The following is a 14,436-nucleotide window of genomic DNA, read 5'->3' as shown; positions in this document are numbered from 1 at the left end:
CGTCGCCCCCCGCCCGGCTGCGTCGTCCTTCGGCTGAAAAGCGTACAAACTAGGCTTTCTCCATGGACCCCACGCCGGACCTCCCCGAGACCGCCCCCGAGCCCACCCCCCACCGGGTGCCCGAGATCGCCTCGCTCGGACTGGACACCCTGGTCACCGAGGTCGCGGAACGCCTGCAGTCGGCCGCCGCGGTCACCGACCGGATGCAGCGCCTGCTGGAGGCGGTGGTCTCCATCGGGGCCGGACTCGACCTGCACGCCACCCTGCACCGGATCGCCACCGGCGCCGCCGAACTCGTCGACGCCCGGTACGCGGCCCTCGGCGTGATCGCCCCCGGCGGGCACGGCCTGGCCGACTTCATCCACGTCGGCATCGACGACGCCACCGCCGCCGAGATCGGCGAACTGCCCGCCGGCCGCGGCATCCTCGGCGCGCTCATCGACCGCCCCGAGCCGCTGCGGCTCACCGACCTCGGCGCCGACCCGCGCTCGTCCGGCTTCCCGCCGCACCACCCGCAGATGAAGACCTTCCTGGGCGTGCCGATCCGGGTCCGCGAAGAGGTGTTCGGCAACCTCTACCTCACCGAGAAGAAGGGCGGCGGCGCCTTCACCCCCGAGGACGAACAGGTCGTGCACGCGCTCGCCGCAGCCGCCGGCGTCGCCATCGAGAACTCCCGGCTGTACGAGGAGGGCCGACGCCGCGAACGCTGGATCGCCGGCGCCGCCGCCGTCACCACCGCCCTGCTCTCCACCGAGCAGGCCGAGGGCGCGCTCACCGTCGCCGCCGAACAGGTACGGGAGTTGGCGGGCGCCGCGCTCGGCATGATCCTGCTGCCCACCGGCCCGGTCGGCGAAGGGGACTGCCAGATGCGCGTCGCCCACGCCTCCGGCGAGGCCGCCGAGTTCGTCCGCGGCGAGCTGCTGCCCAAGGACAGCTTCGCCGCCCAGCTGCTGGAGGGCGACAGCGTCCACCTCGACGACATGTCCAGTGACCCCACCGTGGTGATGCGGCTCGCCCGCAGCTTCGGCCCGTCGCTGGCCGTGCCGATGGTCGCCGCCGGGCGGGTGCTCGGCGGACTCTGCGTCTGGCGCTCGCGCGGCGCGCTGCCCTTCACCGACTCCGAGAAGCAGCTCGCCGAGACCTTCGCCTCCCAGGCCGCCCTCGCCCTGCGGCTCGCCGAGGGCCAGCGCGACCAGCAGCGGCTGGCGGTCTTCCAGGACCGCGACCGGATCGCCCGCGACCTCCACGACCTCGTCATCCAGCGGCTGTTCGCCACCGGGATGATGCTGGAGAGCGCCGCCCGCCGCTCCGTCGTCCCCGAGGTCAAGGTCGGCATCGGCAACGCGGTCGACGAACTGGACGCCACCATCCAGGAGGTCCGCACCACCATCTACGCCCTTCAGCACGACAACCACGGCGACGCCCCCGACACCCTGCGCACCCGCGTCCTGCGCGAGGCCAGCCAGGCCGCCGCCGCGCTCGGCTTCAAGCCCTCGGTCAGCTTTGTGGGCCCGGTCGAGAGCCTGGTCGGCGAGAACACCGGCCGCCAACTCCTCGCCGCCCTGCGCGAGATGCTCTCCAACACGGCCCGGCACGCCCGCGCCTCCCGGGTCGGCGTGGAGGTCGACGCGACCGTCCACCTGGCCGACGACGGCCGGCCCCTCGGCGGCGACCCCGAGTCGCTCGACCGGGCCGGGCGGCCCGGCGTACTGCTCACCGTCACCGACGACGGCGTCGGCATCCCCCAGGGCGGCCGGCGCAGCGGACTGCTCAACCTCACCCGGCGGGCCGAGGCCCTCGGCGGCGCCGCCTGGCACGAGCGGGGCCCCTACCGGAAGGGCGCCATGGTGCGCTGGACGGCCCGGCTATAAGGGTTCTTACACCGATAGGTGAAAGCTGAACGAGGGAGAACTTCCCGACCAACAGCGCAAGTTGTGAACGTTCTGGGCTTTCGGCGGTTCCGTGTGCACACATAGCTTGGCTCCCGTCCCGGAGGGGACGGCGCTGATCTGTACCACTGGACGGAGGGGCAGTGGACGGTTCCGGCCGCGGTCACACCGCAGCAGGGGCGAGTCGAGGGGGGTTCCGGACCGAGCGCGCACCGGACGGGCGCTACCGCTGGCAGCTGAAGGCTCCCAACGGCCGGGTGGTGGCGATCACCCCCGCGCTGTTCGAGACGCCCGGCGAAGCCGAGCGGGGCTTCGACGGACTGCGCATCGGCGCCGCCGAACTGACCGCGCGGATCACCCATGTCCGCGACGGGATCGGATGGGTCTGGGTCATCCCCGGATCGCGCAGCCTGCCCGAGGTGCGCTCCAGCCGCGCGTACGAGCGGTACGCGACGTGCCAGAACGCCTTCCGCCGGTTCGTCGTGCTGCTCGCCAAGCAGCCACCGCGCGAGGCGCCCGTACGCGAGGCGCCTGTACGCGACGTGCCCGTGCGTGACGTGCCCGCCCGCGACCTGCCCGCGCGGGAACTCCCGCGGAGACCCGTGCCGTCGAGACGCCCCGATGGCCGCTGAGCGGCGCGGACCGCGGCTGCTGATCGTGCCCGCGGCCGACCGCTGCGTGGGCTGGGCGCTGCGCGCCGCCAACGGACGGCCGCTCGGCGTCGGCGTGCGGACGTACCGCAGCGAGGACGAACTCGCCGAAGCGGTGCGCGAACTGATCATCGAACGGGCCGCGCTGCGCTGCTCGACCGCCCAGGCCGAGGGCCGCCAGTGGGTCTGGTCCGCCCACCTGCCGGTGCGCACCACCCGCCCGGGAGCGGCCGCCGGCGTGCCGGTCGCCCGCAGCGCCCGCGGCTACCTGCGGCGCGACCAGTGCCAGGCGGGCGTCGAGGGCTTCCTGGCCGGACTGCAGTGGGTGGGGCAGGAGTTGCGGCGGTCCGGACGGGACGGCCGCTGGCCGCTGTAGCCGGTGCTCCGTCCGTGCTGTCCCGGTGAAGCGGAGGTTTCCGGCAACACCCCGAGCCGCCTCCTGGAGAAGAACGTCGACCGGGTTCGGCCACCCCGTAACGCCCCTGTCGCGTCCACGCTGACCAGTGCCTAAACCTCGTCGAACCGATGAGTCGACAATCCCCGGCCGCCCTCGACCACCCTTCCGACCGAACCTCCCGGCCGGACAGGATCTGCACTGCCGGAGCGGCCGCAGCAGACACGGCCCCCCGGCCCCGAACTCCCCCCGGAGCACGGGTTCACGCGATGTACGTCTCTCCCACGGAGGAAGAGGAACATGCGTAAGACCGCTGCCAAGCTGCTCACCGTCGCCGCGCTGGCGACCTCGCTCGTCACCGTCGTCTCCGGCGCGGCCGTCGCCGACCCGGCCGCCGGTGTCACCCCGGCCGCCCAGGACATCGTGGGCGTCGGCTCGGACACCACCCAGGCCGTGCTGAACCAGTTCTCCGCCGACTACAACGCCTCCCTGGGCTCCGGCTCCACCCTGCCGCACCTGTACAGCTGGGACGCGACCGGCGGCTCGCCGATCACCACCAAGACCGGCGCGACCTCGATCACCCGCCCGAACGGCTCCGGCGCCGGCATCGCCGCGCTGAACGCCAACACCAGCGCGACCGTGGACTTCGCCCGCTCCTCGCGCGACCCGCAGTCCACCGACCCGAACACCTTCGACTTCGTCGCCTACGCGACGGACGCGGTGTCCTGGGCGGCCCAGAACGGCGGCCACGCGCCGGCCAACCTGACCACGCAGAACCTGAAGGACATCTTCAACTGCAACGTCACCACCTGGAACCAGATCGACCCGAGCCTGTCGACCAACACCATCAAGCCCTTCCTGCCGCAGGCCAACTCGGGCACCCGCGCGTTCTTCCTGAAGACGCTCGGCGTCACCACCATCAACTCCTGCGTCACCCAGGGCGTCCAGGAGAACCAGGGCAGCGACGCCGCGCTGAACGACCCCGACGCGCTGGTCCCCTACTCCGTCGCCCACTACATCGGCCAGGTGTACTACAGCCGGGGCAGCGGCAACGACGTGCAGGGCCCGCTGACCATCCGCAGCATCGACGGCGTCGCCCCGGTCGACACCACCAACAAGGTGATCACCGACGCCTTCGCGGGCACCAACTACGCCCGCTCGGTGTACAACGTCCTGCGCCACGCCGAGTTCGTCGCCACCGACACCCACGGCACCGCGCTGCAGGCCATCTTCGGCACCAACGGCTGGATCTGCACCAACTCCACCGCGACCGCCGACCTCCAGAGCTTCGGCTTCCTGCCGCTGCCGGCCGGCGCCTGCGGCAGCACCATCCACTCCTGATCGACCCCGTACGACCCGGCGGCCACGGACCTGGTGCCCGTGGCCGCCGGCCTTCGGGCCGCCGGCCGTGGCGGACCCGGGAGGGCCGACGCTGCCGGCCACAACGCGACCCTCCCGAGTCCTGACACGACCTCCGAACCCTTCTGACCACCTGTCACCACCGCACCACCTCACCTCTCCCAGGGAGTACAACATGGCAAGAATCGGCGCCCGTCTCGCTGCCACCGGGGCGGCCGTGGTCCTCGGGATCACCGGCTTCAGCAGTGTGGCCGCGGCCGACGGCACCGTCGCCACGACCACCGCGCCCACCGGCAGCGCGGTGATCACCGTCGATCAGCAGTTCCTGGCCAACACCGCGCTCAACGGCATCGTCGTCCTCCCGCTGCCCTCGGCCACGGCGGACGACACCAACAACGTGCTCACCACGACCTTCCCGGTGACCGGTGGGGTCGCCAACATCCCGGCCTTCAACGGCTCGGTGCAGTTCGGCGGCGGCCTGCTGTTCGTGAACCTCAACAACGGCAAGAACGTGGCCTTCAAGCAGCTCGACTTCGCCGTCCGGGCCTGGAACTTCTCGGGCGTCCCGGACGGCGGTACCACCTCGGTGGCGCTGCTGGACCCGCGCGGCTTCACCCAGCGGGGGCGTACCGGCACCACCCAGACGGTGTCGGCCACCAGCCTCCAGGTGGACGCGGCCGGGGCGCAGTACCTCGACACCGCGCTCGGCACCACGTACTTCACCGGCGGCCAGTCGGTGGGCTCGCTCGCGCTGTCCTACACCCCCGGCAGCTGATCCGGCGCTCCGCGGGGAGCATTCGCCGGTCGACGGGCCCGCGCTCCGGCGCGGGCCCGCTCGTGCGCAAGGGGAGTTCCCAACTCCGTTCCAGGGGAGCCGCGTTGTGTTCTCGTACACCCTGTCGACCGGATCCGGACACGTCCGGCTGGCCGAATGGTGGGTACTGGGAGTGCCCGGCCGTCGGCATGCCCGATTCCCTTTGCGCCGGCTCCTGGGCGGCGCGGATTCGCACGGAGGTGCCCGCCATGAGAGTCCGACTGCCCGACCGGAGGGATCCGGGGTGGTGGCGCCGCCGCCTCCCGGCGGCCGCGCTGGTGTGGTCGGTGGTGGTGGCCCTCGGGGTGGTGCCGATCGGCCTGGGCGCCGGGCCGCAGGCGGTGGCGGAGTCCTCCACCGTGACGGTCCAGGGGCCGGCCCTGTTCGACCCGAAGAACCCCGGGACGCCCGGCAAGCCCGGGAGCATCACCGTCTCGCAGACCAGGGACCTCACCAACCAGGTGGTCCAGGTCTCCTGGAGCGGCTTCACGCCGACCGTGGACGGCGTCGGCAACCCGCGACCGACGGCGCACCGCGCGGACGCCACCACCTTCTACGCCGTGCGCATCTACGAGTGCCAGGGCGCGACGCCCAACATCACCGACTGCTACGACAGTTCGCTGTACGGCGGGGACGCGTCGGCGGGCTTCCAGCAGCAGGCCCCCAAGGTGACGGCCCCGGACTTCCCGAGCAACATGGTGATCGCCCCGACCGGCCCGGACGGCTCCGGAGCCGCGGACATCCAGCTGTACACCTCGGATCAGAGCCCGCACCTGGGCTGCGACGCCACCCACGCGTGCTCCCTGGTGGTGGAGGCCAACTACGGCGGGGACAGCCTCGGGGCGACCACCAAGGACCGCACGGTGGACTGCGCGAACCACACCGTCGACAAGCAGCGCTCCCGCACCACCGCAGCCGACGCGGTGTTCAACCGGGTCGCCATGAACGGGATGTCGAGCGGTGAGCAGTGCGCCTGGGCGAACGCCAAGGTGATCCCGCTGTCCTTCGCGCCGACGCCCGCCGCCTGCGACTCGCAGGCGCCCGCGTTCGTCTCCGAGGGGCTGGAGATGGCCAACCGGGCGGTCCAGAAGTGGCGGGCCGGCCTGTGCATCGGCGACTCGCCGCTGTCGTTCCAGTACCTGTCCGCCAGCGGCGAGCCGCAGGCCCGCAGCCGCTTCCTCTCCGGGACGACGGACGTGGCCCTGACGGCGCGGCCGGACACCGACCCTCCGGCGCGCCCGTACGTCTACGCGCCGCTGGCGACCTCGGGGGTGTCGGTGGTCTTCCTGGTCGACGACTCGGCGACGGGACGGCAGATCAGGGACATGAAGCTGAACGCCCGGCTGCTGGCGAAGCTGCTCACCCAGTCCTACTCGCCGAAGGGCGCCGTCGACTCGGTGAAGGGGAACCCGACCTGCATCTTCGCGGACCCGGAGTTCCTGGCGCTGAACCCGCTGCCCGACTCCTCCGGGCTCAAGTGGCCGAAGTTCTGCAACGTCAACGAGTTCGCCCCGACCGTCGTGGGCGGGACGACCGACCTGGTCTACCAGCTGACCTCGTGGATCGCCGCCGACCCGGACGCCGCGCGGTTCCTGGACGGCGAGCCCGACCCGTGGGGCATGCACATCGACACCTACTACCTGCGGCCCGCGTTCTCCGGCTACCCGGTCGACACCTTCATCCGGCAGGACTCGTCCGGGATCGACAAGCCCAAGCCCACGAACGAGGAGCAGCACTGGCGCGAGTTCGAGTGGAACCCGGTCACCTCGGGGCTCGGCGACCTGGTCCGCAGGACCCTGCAGAACAAGCCCAGTTGCATCCAGGCGACGCTCAACGGCGCGGGCGGCCATGACGCCTGCGTGCCGATGGAGCCCGGCACCCGGACGCTGTTCTCGATCATGGACACCGGCCAGGCCAAGGCCTACTCCCTCCCCGAGGCCCAACTGCTGAACCCGGCGGGCTCGTTCGTCTCGCCGAGCACCACCGGCTTCCAGGCCGCCGTCGCCGACATGACCGTCGACGCCTCCACCGGTGTGCAGTCGCTGCCGTACGGGACCGCCGACACGGCCTACTCGCGCGACCACCGGGCCTACCCGCTGACCACCGTGCAGTACGCCATGGTGCCGACCCAGGGCGTCCCGGCCGACAAGGCGGCGGCGATCACCAGGTTCCTGCGGAGCACGACGACCAGCGGCCAGGTCTACGGCAACGAGCCGGGCCACCTGGCGCCGGGCTTCCTGGCGCTCACCAGCGCCCAGCGGGCCCAGGCGGCGGACGCCGCCACCCACGTGGAGACGCAGGACGCCAAGCTGCCCGGCAACCAGGCCGCGCCGCCGAACCCGCCGGCCGTCACCCCCGCCGACGGGGGCACGGCCGGGGGCACCGCGGCGGAGGGCTCGGCGGGCGGTGCCACCACCCCGGTCAGTGCCGCGGCCGGCGACGCCACGACCGGCGGGGGCTCCGGCTCCGGCGAGGCCACGACCGGCGGCCTCGGGGCCGGCACGGCGGCGGCCGGTGGCACCGGCGCGGCGGCTGCCGCGGTCGGCGGGAAGGCCCCGAGTGCCACGCCGAGCGCGCCCGGCAAGTCGCTGAGCGCCGCGCCCGTCGCGGCCGGGACACCGGCGGCGGACCGCTCCGGCGCCGCCCGGCTGCTCCTCCCGATCGCGCTGATCGGCGGCCTGGTGCTGCTGGTCGGCGGGCCGGCGGCGCTGATCCTGGGCGGCACACCGGCTGGGGAGCGGACGCTGGCGGGGCTGCGGAGCGGCTGGTCGCGGCTGCGCCGTCGGCCCTGAGGGCACGAGGGCTCGACGGGACCGCCGTTCCGGTCCCGTCGGGCCCTCGGTCGCTCTGATCAACTCCCTGATGTGCAAAGGCAGTTGATCGGAGTCGAACGGGTGGCCGGATTCCGTCCGGCCCGCGCCGGTCGGCCGGTGATCACCGTCCGACCCGCCAACTCCTGCACCCAACTGCCTCGTTGGGGTCTCGTACACACGCGCGACCCGATGCGGCCACCTCCGGATGGCCGAATGGGTACGCACCGGAACCGCCGCCCGCCGCCAACCGGCCGTCCCCCGCACCGACTTCGCGCCACCGTCCAGTCCGGGCGCCGCCCGGCATCCGCACCCGAGCACGGAGAGCAGAGCATGACAGCCGCCGCCGAGCCCGCGGCCTCGTCCGCCGGGCCCCCGGGCACACCCGACCGCGGAGCCGACGCCGACGTCCCGCGCACCATCACCGCCCCCGCGACCCCCGGCGACCGGGTGTTCCGCGGCGTGCTGCGGGTGGCCGGGCTCTCGGTGTTCGCGATCATGGGCCTGATCGCGTTCTTCCTGCTGCTGCGCGGCTCGGACGCGCTGCGCGCCGTGGGCTGGTCGTTCCTGACCGAGCAGAAGTGGCAGACCGCGGCGCACACCTTCGGCATCGCCGCCGTCCTGCCGAACGGCCTGCTGATCGCCGTGATCGCGCTGGTCATCGCCGTTCCGGTGGCGCTCGCCACCGCGATCTTCATCTCCGAGTACGCGCCCGCCCGGCTGCGCGCCTCGCTGGTCTCGCTGATCGACCTGATGGCGGCGATCCCGAGCATCATCTACGGCCTGTGGGGGTTGTTCTTCCTCCAGCCGCGGATCATCGGTTTCAGCCGCTGGCTCTCCAACCACCTCGGCGACACGATCCCGTTCCTGAAGGTGCGCACCGGCGACATCGGGACCTCCTACACCTCCTCCACCTTCATCGCGGGCGTCGTCGTCTCGCTGATGATCATCCCGATCGTCACCTCGCTCAGCCGGGAGGTCTTCTCCCAGGCCCCACAGGGCGAGCGGGAGGGCGCCTACGCGCTCGGCTCGACCCGGTGGGGGATGGTGCGCACGGTGGTGCTGCCGTTCGGCCGGGGCGGCGTGATCGGCGCGATCATGCTGGGCTTCGGCCGGGCCATGGGCGAGACGATCGCGGTCGCGCTGATCATCTCGCCGAACTTCAAGGCCATCACCCACATCCTGGAGAACGGCGCCAACTCGATCTCGGCGCTGATCGCACTGCGCTTCGGCGAGTCGGACGCGCTCTCGCTCTCCGCGCTGATGGCGGCCGGCCTGGTGCTGTTCGCGCTGACCCTGCTGGTCAACGTGGCGGCCGGCTTCGTGATCAACCGGTCCCGTTCCGGGGCCTCCACCGCCGACTGAGGCGGCGTACGGACATGACCGGTCCCGTGCGGACCCCCGAGGACACCCCCGCCGACACCCCGGCTGAGACCCCGTCGAAGGGAACGACCCGATGACCACGCTCGACCTGCCTCCGGCCGACGCCGCGGCGCCCGGACCGGGGGCCGCCGCGCCCGCGGCCGGCCCGGCGGAGCCGCGTCCGGAGAAGCGGGTGAAGCTCGGCGGCGTGACCCGCGAGGACGTGTTCACCGTGGCCGGCTCGGCGATCGGCTCGCTGGCGCTGAACTGGATGCTGTACGAGCGGGTGCTGCCGTTCAGCGGCGCCTTCGGCTTCCTGGTCTGCTGGTACCTGCTGTTCCTGGGCGCCTACTTCACGCTCGGCCGGCTCCAGTGGGGCCCGCTGCTGGTGCGCGAGCGCTTGGTGTCCGTGGTGGCGTGGAGCGCCGGCCTGCTGGTGCTGGCCCTGATCGTCGACCAGGTCGGCTACCTGGGGGTGCGCGGGTACGAGGCGGCCCAGCACCTCAACTTCTTCACCGAGTCGATGGAGCGGACCGCCGCGCTCTCCCCGATCACCTCCGGCGGCGCGCTGAACGCGATCGTCGGCTCGCTCGAACAGGTGGGCCTGGCCACGCTGTTCGCGGTGCCGCTGGGCATCGCCGCGGCGATCTTCATGTCCGAGGTCGGCGGCCGGATGGCCAAGCCGGTGCGGACCCTGGTCGAGGCGATGACGGCGCTGCCGTCGATCGTCGCGGGCCTGTTCGTGCTCGGCATCGTGATCCTCACCCTCGGCTTCGACAAGAGCGGCTTCGCGGCCTCGCTCGCCCTCACGGTGATGATGATGCCGATCGTCACCCGGGCCTCCGAGGTGGTCATCCGGCTGGTGCCGGGCACCCTGCGCGAGGCCTCCTACGCGCTCGGCGGCAGCCAGTGGCGGACGGTGTGGAACGTCGTCCTGCCGACCGCCCGGCCCGGCCTCGTCACGGCGGTCGTGCTCGGCGTGGCGCGCGGCATCGGGGAGACCTCGCCGGTGCTGCTGACCTCGGGCTTCACCCCGCAGTTCAACGCCGACCCGTTCCACGAGCACCAGGTGTCGCTGCCGCTGTACATCTGGAACTACGTCAAGCAGCCCTACCCCGAGATGGTCGCGCGCGCCTTCGCGGCGGGGCTGACCCTGATGGCCCTGGTGCTGATCCTGTTCGTCACCGCGCGGGTGCTCGGCGGCCGCCGCCCCGGTGAGCTGACGCGCGGGCAGCGGCGCCGGATCGACCGGGAGGCGCGGCGGGCCGAGAGCGCCGCCCGGTCCACCCGGCGGGCCGGGACGGTCCGTCCGGTCGCGGTCGCCCGCTCGACCGTCGCCCGCTCGACCGGAGCCCACCCGAGCACGGCCCGAACGGCCGTCCACCCCACCGCGGCACTGCCCGGGAACAGCTGATGACCCACCCAACCACCCTCCGTACCAGAGGAGTTCTCATGTCATGGGAGGCCGCAAGGCGCTCCGTGGCCCGTGTCCTGGCGGGACTGCTGTCCTTGCTGCTCGCCTCGGGCACCCTGCTGTTCGGGCAGGCCGCACCGGCCTTCGCCGCATCGGTCGCGCTGAGCGCCGACGGGTCCAGCTGGGCCGGACCGGCCATCGACCAGTGGCGCCAGGACGTCGGGCCGCAGGGCATCCAGATCAGCTTCAACCCGGTGGGCTCGGCCGCCGGCCGGACCGCCTGGAGCAACGGCCAGGACGACTTCACCGCCTCCGACGTGCCGTTCCGCAGCTCCGAGGACACCGGCCTCAACTCCGGTGCCCGCACCAGCGGTCAGGGCACCAGGGAGAACCCGGTCTACGGCTTCTCCTACGTGCCGATCACCGCGGGCGGCACGACCTTCATGTACAACCTGGTGGTCGGCGGCAAGCAGGTCCGCGACCTGCGGCTGTCCCCGCAGACCATCGTGGACATCTTCACCAACAAGATCACCAACTGGAACGACCAGAAGGTCACCGCCGACTACGGCAAGCAGCTGCCCAACCTGCCGATCACCCCGGTGGTCCGCTCGGACGGCTCCGGCGCCACCGCCCAGTTCACCCGCTGGATGGAGCACACCCACAAGGACCAGTGGGACGCCTACTGCTCCTCGGTCAACGGCACCACCTGCGGTGACTACACCGAGTTCTTCCCGCCGTCCGGCCGGATGGTCGCCCAGAACGGCTCCGACGTCGTGGCCGGCTACATCAAGGCGGCGGCCGGCCTCGGCACCATCGGCTACGACGAGTACGCCTTCGCCAAGCGCAGCAACTGGCCGGTCGTGAAGGTGCTCAACCAGGCCGGCTACTACTCGCTGCCGACCGCCTCCAACGTGGCCATCGCGCTCACCGCCGCCAAGATCCGCGGCGTGGACGACGACACGCCGGCGTCCGACCCGAACTACCTGCAGCAGAACCTCGACGGCGTCTACACCATGGACGACCCGCGCTCGTACCCGATCTCCAGCTACAGCTACGTGATCGTGCCGCGGGCCGGCGCCGAGCTGCCCCCGCCGGGCCGCTTCAACAACGACAAGGGCGCCGCGCTCAGCCGCTTCCTCGCCTACGTGCTCTGCCAGGGCCAGGGCGAGGCCGACGGCCTCGGCTACTCGCCGATCCCGCGCGGCCTGGTGAAGGGCGGGCTGCTGCAGACCAAGTCGATCCCCGGCAACGCCAGCCCGGTCAACCCGGACACCCTGTCCAACTGCGCCAACCCGACGTTCAACTCGGCCGGCGAGCTGACCGTCCTCAAGAACGCCCCGCAGCCGAGCCCCTGCGACAAGCAGGGTTCCCCGCTGGACTGCACCGTGCAGAACGGCCAGGCGGTCAAGACCGGTTCGGGCGGCACCGGCGGCTCCGGCGGCACGGGCGGTTCCGGCGGTTCCGGGGGCACGGGCGGCGGCGCCGCCGGCGGCACGGGCGGCACCGGCCACGGCGACGGCTCCGGGGGCGGCGCGGGTGGCGGCGGTGACGCGGCCGGTACCGGCGGCGCCGCGGCGGGCGGCGACCCGAACGCCGCCGCGGCCGGGGACCCGAACGCGGGCGGCGACGGCTCCGGCGACGCGGTCGACCCGCAGACCGGCCAGGTGGTCGCGCGCGGCCGGGGCGGCTCCACCGAGGTCGCGGCCAACGTGGTCGAGGTGAGCGGCAAGCCCGAGGACTGGATGCTCTCCTCGCTGACCGCCGTCGAACTGCTCGCCGTCGTCCTCGTCCCGCCGCTGCTCGGCCGCCGGCTGCTGCGCCGGCGCAAGGGCTCGGGCGGTGCCTCGTGACGGCACCGGTCCTGGAGAAGCCGGTCGTCCCGCCGCCGTCCGTGCCGTCCGCGGTGGCCGCGGCGGGCCCGGCGGCCGGGCCGGAGACCCGGGTCACCCCCGCCCGGCGCCGCTTCCTCCAGGGCGCCTGGGCGGTCAGCCTGCTGGCCGCGCTGGTGCTGGGCTTCGTCGGCTTCCTGTTCACGCTCTCGCACGTCCAGGAGCGGCACTACCAGTCGACGGCGTACAAGACCTTCCAGGACCAGCTCGCCCGCGCCGTCGCCCCGACCGGCGCGGCCGCCGACGGCGACCCGGTGGCGCTGGTGGACATCCCGGCGATCGGCCTCCACCAGACCGTGGTGGTCGAGGGCACCACCGGCCGGGACCTGATGCGCGGCCCCGGCCACCGCCGGGACACCGCGCTGCCCGGCCAGGGCGGGGTCGCGGTGCTGTTCGGCCGCGGCGCCACCTTCGGCGCGCCGTTCGCCCGGCTGTCCGAGCTGCGGGTCGGCGACCGGATCGAAACCACCACCGGGCAGGGCAAGTTCACCTACGTCGTCAACGTGTACGGCGACGGCGACCACCCGATCACCGACCCGGCCCGCAACCGGCTGGTGCTGGTCACCGGCGACTCCGACTGGATCCCCGGCTCCACCGTGATGGTCGGCGCCCGGCTGGAGGGCGACCCGGAGCAGAACCCCGGCGGCCGCCCCGCCGCCGTCGGGTACGACAAGGCGCTGGCCGCGGACAAGGGCGCGTTGGCCACGCTGCAGCTGTGGTCGCTCGCGCTGCTGTGCGCGGTGGCCGGGGCCCTGCTGCTGGCCCGGTACTGGCGCCGCTCGACCGCCTACCTGAGCGCCGCGCCGGTGGTCGGCGCGCTGCTCTGGGCGGTCTACGAGAACGCCGCCGCCCTGCTGCCCAACCTCTACTGACGCGCGCCCGGAGGACGTACCGATGACCGACACCGCCGACACCACGCACCAGCCGCACGACGCGGCGCTCGACCCGGCCGCCGACACCCTCACCCTCCCGCCGGTCCCGCCGGCCCCCGGCCCCCACGACGGGGTGCTGGCCGGGCTGGAGACCCGGGACGTCTCCGCCTGGTTCGGCAGCCGCAAGGTGCTGGAGCGGGTCTCGCTGGCGATGCCGGCCGGCGAGGTCACCGCGCTGATCGGCCCGTCCGGCTGCGGCAAGTCCACCTACCTGCGGATCCTCAACCGGATGCACGAGATGGTGCGCGGCGCCGCCCTGGCCGGCGAGGTGCTGCTGGACGGGGACGACGTCTACCGGCCCGGACGGCGCCCCGCCGAGGTGCGGCGCCGGATCGGCATGGTGTTCCAGCGGCCCAACCCGTTCCCGGCGATGTCCATCCAGGACAACGTCTCCAGCGGGCTCAAACTGGCCGGGATCAAGGTCTCCAAGGAGGAGCGCCGGCACCTGGTGGAGACCAGCCTGCGGCGCGCCGGGCTGTGGGACGAGGTGGCCACCCGGCTGCACACCCCGGGCGGCTCGCTCTCCGGCGGTCAGCAGCAACGCCTGTGCATCGCACGGTCATTGGCCGTCTCGCCGGACATCCTGCTGATGGACGAGCCGTGCTCGGCGCTCGACCCGACCTCCACCCGCCGGGTCGAGGAGACCATCGCGGAGCTGCGCGGGCGGCTCACCATCGTGATCGTCACCCACAACATGCAGCAGGCCCAGCGGGTCTCCCAGACCTGCGCGTTCTTCCTGGCCACCCACGACACCCCGGGCCGGATCGTCGAGGCCGGGCCCACCGCCCAGGTCTTCGGCAGCCCGCGTGACCAGCGGACCTCCGACTACGTCAACGGCCGCTTCGGCTAAGGGAGTCGGAGCGCCAGGGGAGTCGGAGGGGCTCGGCGGGTCGGAGCGGCTCGGCGGGTCGGAGGGGCGCGGC

At 73.0% G+C, this 14,436-nt stretch carries 11 protein-coding genes; all 11 read left to right on the top strand.

Translation table 11 applies throughout. The features are described 5' to 3' along the window. The first annotated feature begins 62 nt into the window (after positions 1 to 62). The 11 genes from ACFVXG_RS09710 (at position 63) to ACFVXG_RS09660 (ending at position 14,363) form a co-directional block, all read left to right on the top strand. Positions 63 to 1,871 (top strand): GAF domain-containing protein, encoded by a 1,809-nt coding sequence (locus ACFVXG_RS09710; protein ID WP_387925962.1) that lies wholly within the window; start codon positions 63 to 65, stop codon positions 1,869 to 1,871. 278 nt (positions 1,872 to 2,149) lie between these two features. After that, positions 2,150 to 2,521 carry a hypothetical protein gene (locus tag ACFVXG_RS09705; RefSeq protein ID WP_387925961.1) on the top strand — a complete coding sequence of 124 codons (372 nt, stop codon included), beginning with the start codon at positions 2,150 to 2,152 and terminating at the stop codon, positions 2,519 to 2,521. After that, the gene (locus tag ACFVXG_RS09700) at positions 2,511 to 2,915 is read left to right on the top strand and encodes a hypothetical protein (RefSeq protein WP_387925959.1); all 405 of its coding nucleotides are present in this window, start codon (positions 2,511 to 2,513) and stop codon (positions 2,913 to 2,915) included. Before ACFVXG_RS09705 ends, ACFVXG_RS09700 begins: the two co-directional genes overlap by 11 nt. A gap of 318 nt (positions 2,916 to 3,233) precedes the next feature. Then, on the top strand, positions 3,234 to 4,274 hold the full coding sequence (locus tag ACFVXG_RS09695; protein ID WP_387925957.1) for a PstS family phosphate ABC transporter substrate-binding protein: 1,041 nt from the start codon (positions 3,234 to 3,236) through the stop codon (positions 4,272 to 4,274). Between the two features lie 193 nt (positions 4,275 to 4,467). Continuing rightward, positions 4,468 to 5,067, top strand: coding sequence for a hypothetical protein (locus ACFVXG_RS09690; protein WP_387925955.1), 600 nt, complete (start codon positions 4,468 to 4,470; stop codon positions 5,065 to 5,067). A gap of 248 nt (positions 5,068 to 5,315) precedes the next feature. After that, positions 5,316 to 7,898, top strand: a complete 2,583-nt coding sequence (locus ACFVXG_RS09685) for a hypothetical protein (protein WP_387925954.1) — start codon at positions 5,316 to 5,318, stop codon at positions 7,896 to 7,898. Between the two features lie 351 nt (positions 7,899 to 8,249). Further along, the gene (gene pstC / locus ACFVXG_RS09680; protein WP_387925952.1) at positions 8,250 to 9,281 is read left to right on the top strand and encodes a phosphate ABC transporter permease subunit PstC; all 1,032 of its coding nucleotides are present in this window, start codon (positions 8,250 to 8,252) and stop codon (positions 9,279 to 9,281) included. A gap of 91 nt (positions 9,282 to 9,372) precedes the next feature. After that, positions 9,373 to 10,692 (top strand): phosphate ABC transporter permease PstA, encoded by a 1,320-nt coding sequence (pstA, locus tag ACFVXG_RS09675; protein WP_387925950.1) that lies wholly within the window; start codon positions 9,373 to 9,375, stop codon positions 10,690 to 10,692. Positions 10,693 to 10,730: 38 nt separating this feature from the next. Continuing rightward, positions 10,731 to 12,542 (top strand): substrate-binding domain-containing protein, encoded by a 1,812-nt coding sequence (locus tag ACFVXG_RS09670; RefSeq protein WP_387925949.1) that lies wholly within the window; start codon positions 10,731 to 10,733, stop codon positions 12,540 to 12,542. Beyond that, entirely contained in the window at positions 12,539 to 13,453 is a 915-nt protein-coding gene (locus ACFVXG_RS09665) for a sortase (RefSeq protein ID WP_387925947.1), read from the top strand. The genes ACFVXG_RS09670 and ACFVXG_RS09665 overlap by 4 nt, the downstream gene beginning before the upstream one ends. Positions 13,454 to 13,586: 133 nt before the next feature. After that, positions 13,587 to 14,363: a phosphate ABC transporter ATP-binding protein gene (locus ACFVXG_RS09660; protein WP_387926489.1), complete on the top strand. Its 777-nt coding sequence runs from the start codon at positions 13,587 to 13,589 to the stop codon at positions 14,361 to 14,363. Positions 14,364 to 14,436 lie beyond the last annotated feature (73 nt).

The sequence above is a fragment of the Kitasatospora sp. NPDC058162 genome, assembly GCF_042884005.1.
Lineage (GTDB): Bacteria > Actinomycetota > Actinomycetes > Streptomycetales > Streptomycetaceae > Kitasatospora.
Note: the sequence above shows the minus strand (reverse complement) of the source record. Positions and strands in the feature narration are given on the sequence as shown.

Excerpts from the sequence above, each read along its gene's own strand:
- ACFVXG_RS09710 (WP_387925962.1), top strand. The coding sequence starts at position 63 with ATGGACCCCACGCCGGACCTCCCCGAGACCGCCCCCGAGCCCACCCCC.
- ACFVXG_RS09700 (WP_387925959.1), top strand. The coding sequence starts at position 2,511 with ATGGCCGCTGAGCGGCGCGGACCGCGGCTGCTGATCGTGCCCGCGGCC.
- ACFVXG_RS09695 (WP_387925957.1), top strand. The coding sequence starts at position 3,234 with ATGCGTAAGACCGCTGCCAAGCTGCTCACCGTCGCCGCGCTGGCGACC.
- ACFVXG_RS09690 (WP_387925955.1), top strand. The coding sequence starts at position 4,468 with ATGGCAAGAATCGGCGCCCGTCTCGCTGCCACCGGGGCGGCCGTGGTC.
- ACFVXG_RS09685 (WP_387925954.1), top strand. The coding sequence starts at position 5,316 with ATGAGAGTCCGACTGCCCGACCGGAGGGATCCGGGGTGGTGGCGCCGC.
- pstC (WP_387925952.1), top strand. The coding sequence starts at position 8,250 with ATGACAGCCGCCGCCGAGCCCGCGGCCTCGTCCGCCGGGCCCCCGGGC.
- pstA (WP_387925950.1), top strand. The coding sequence starts at position 9,373 with ATGACCACGCTCGACCTGCCTCCGGCCGACGCCGCGGCGCCCGGACCG.
- ACFVXG_RS09670 (WP_387925949.1), top strand. The coding sequence starts at position 10,731 with ATGTCATGGGAGGCCGCAAGGCGCTCCGTGGCCCGTGTCCTGGCGGGA.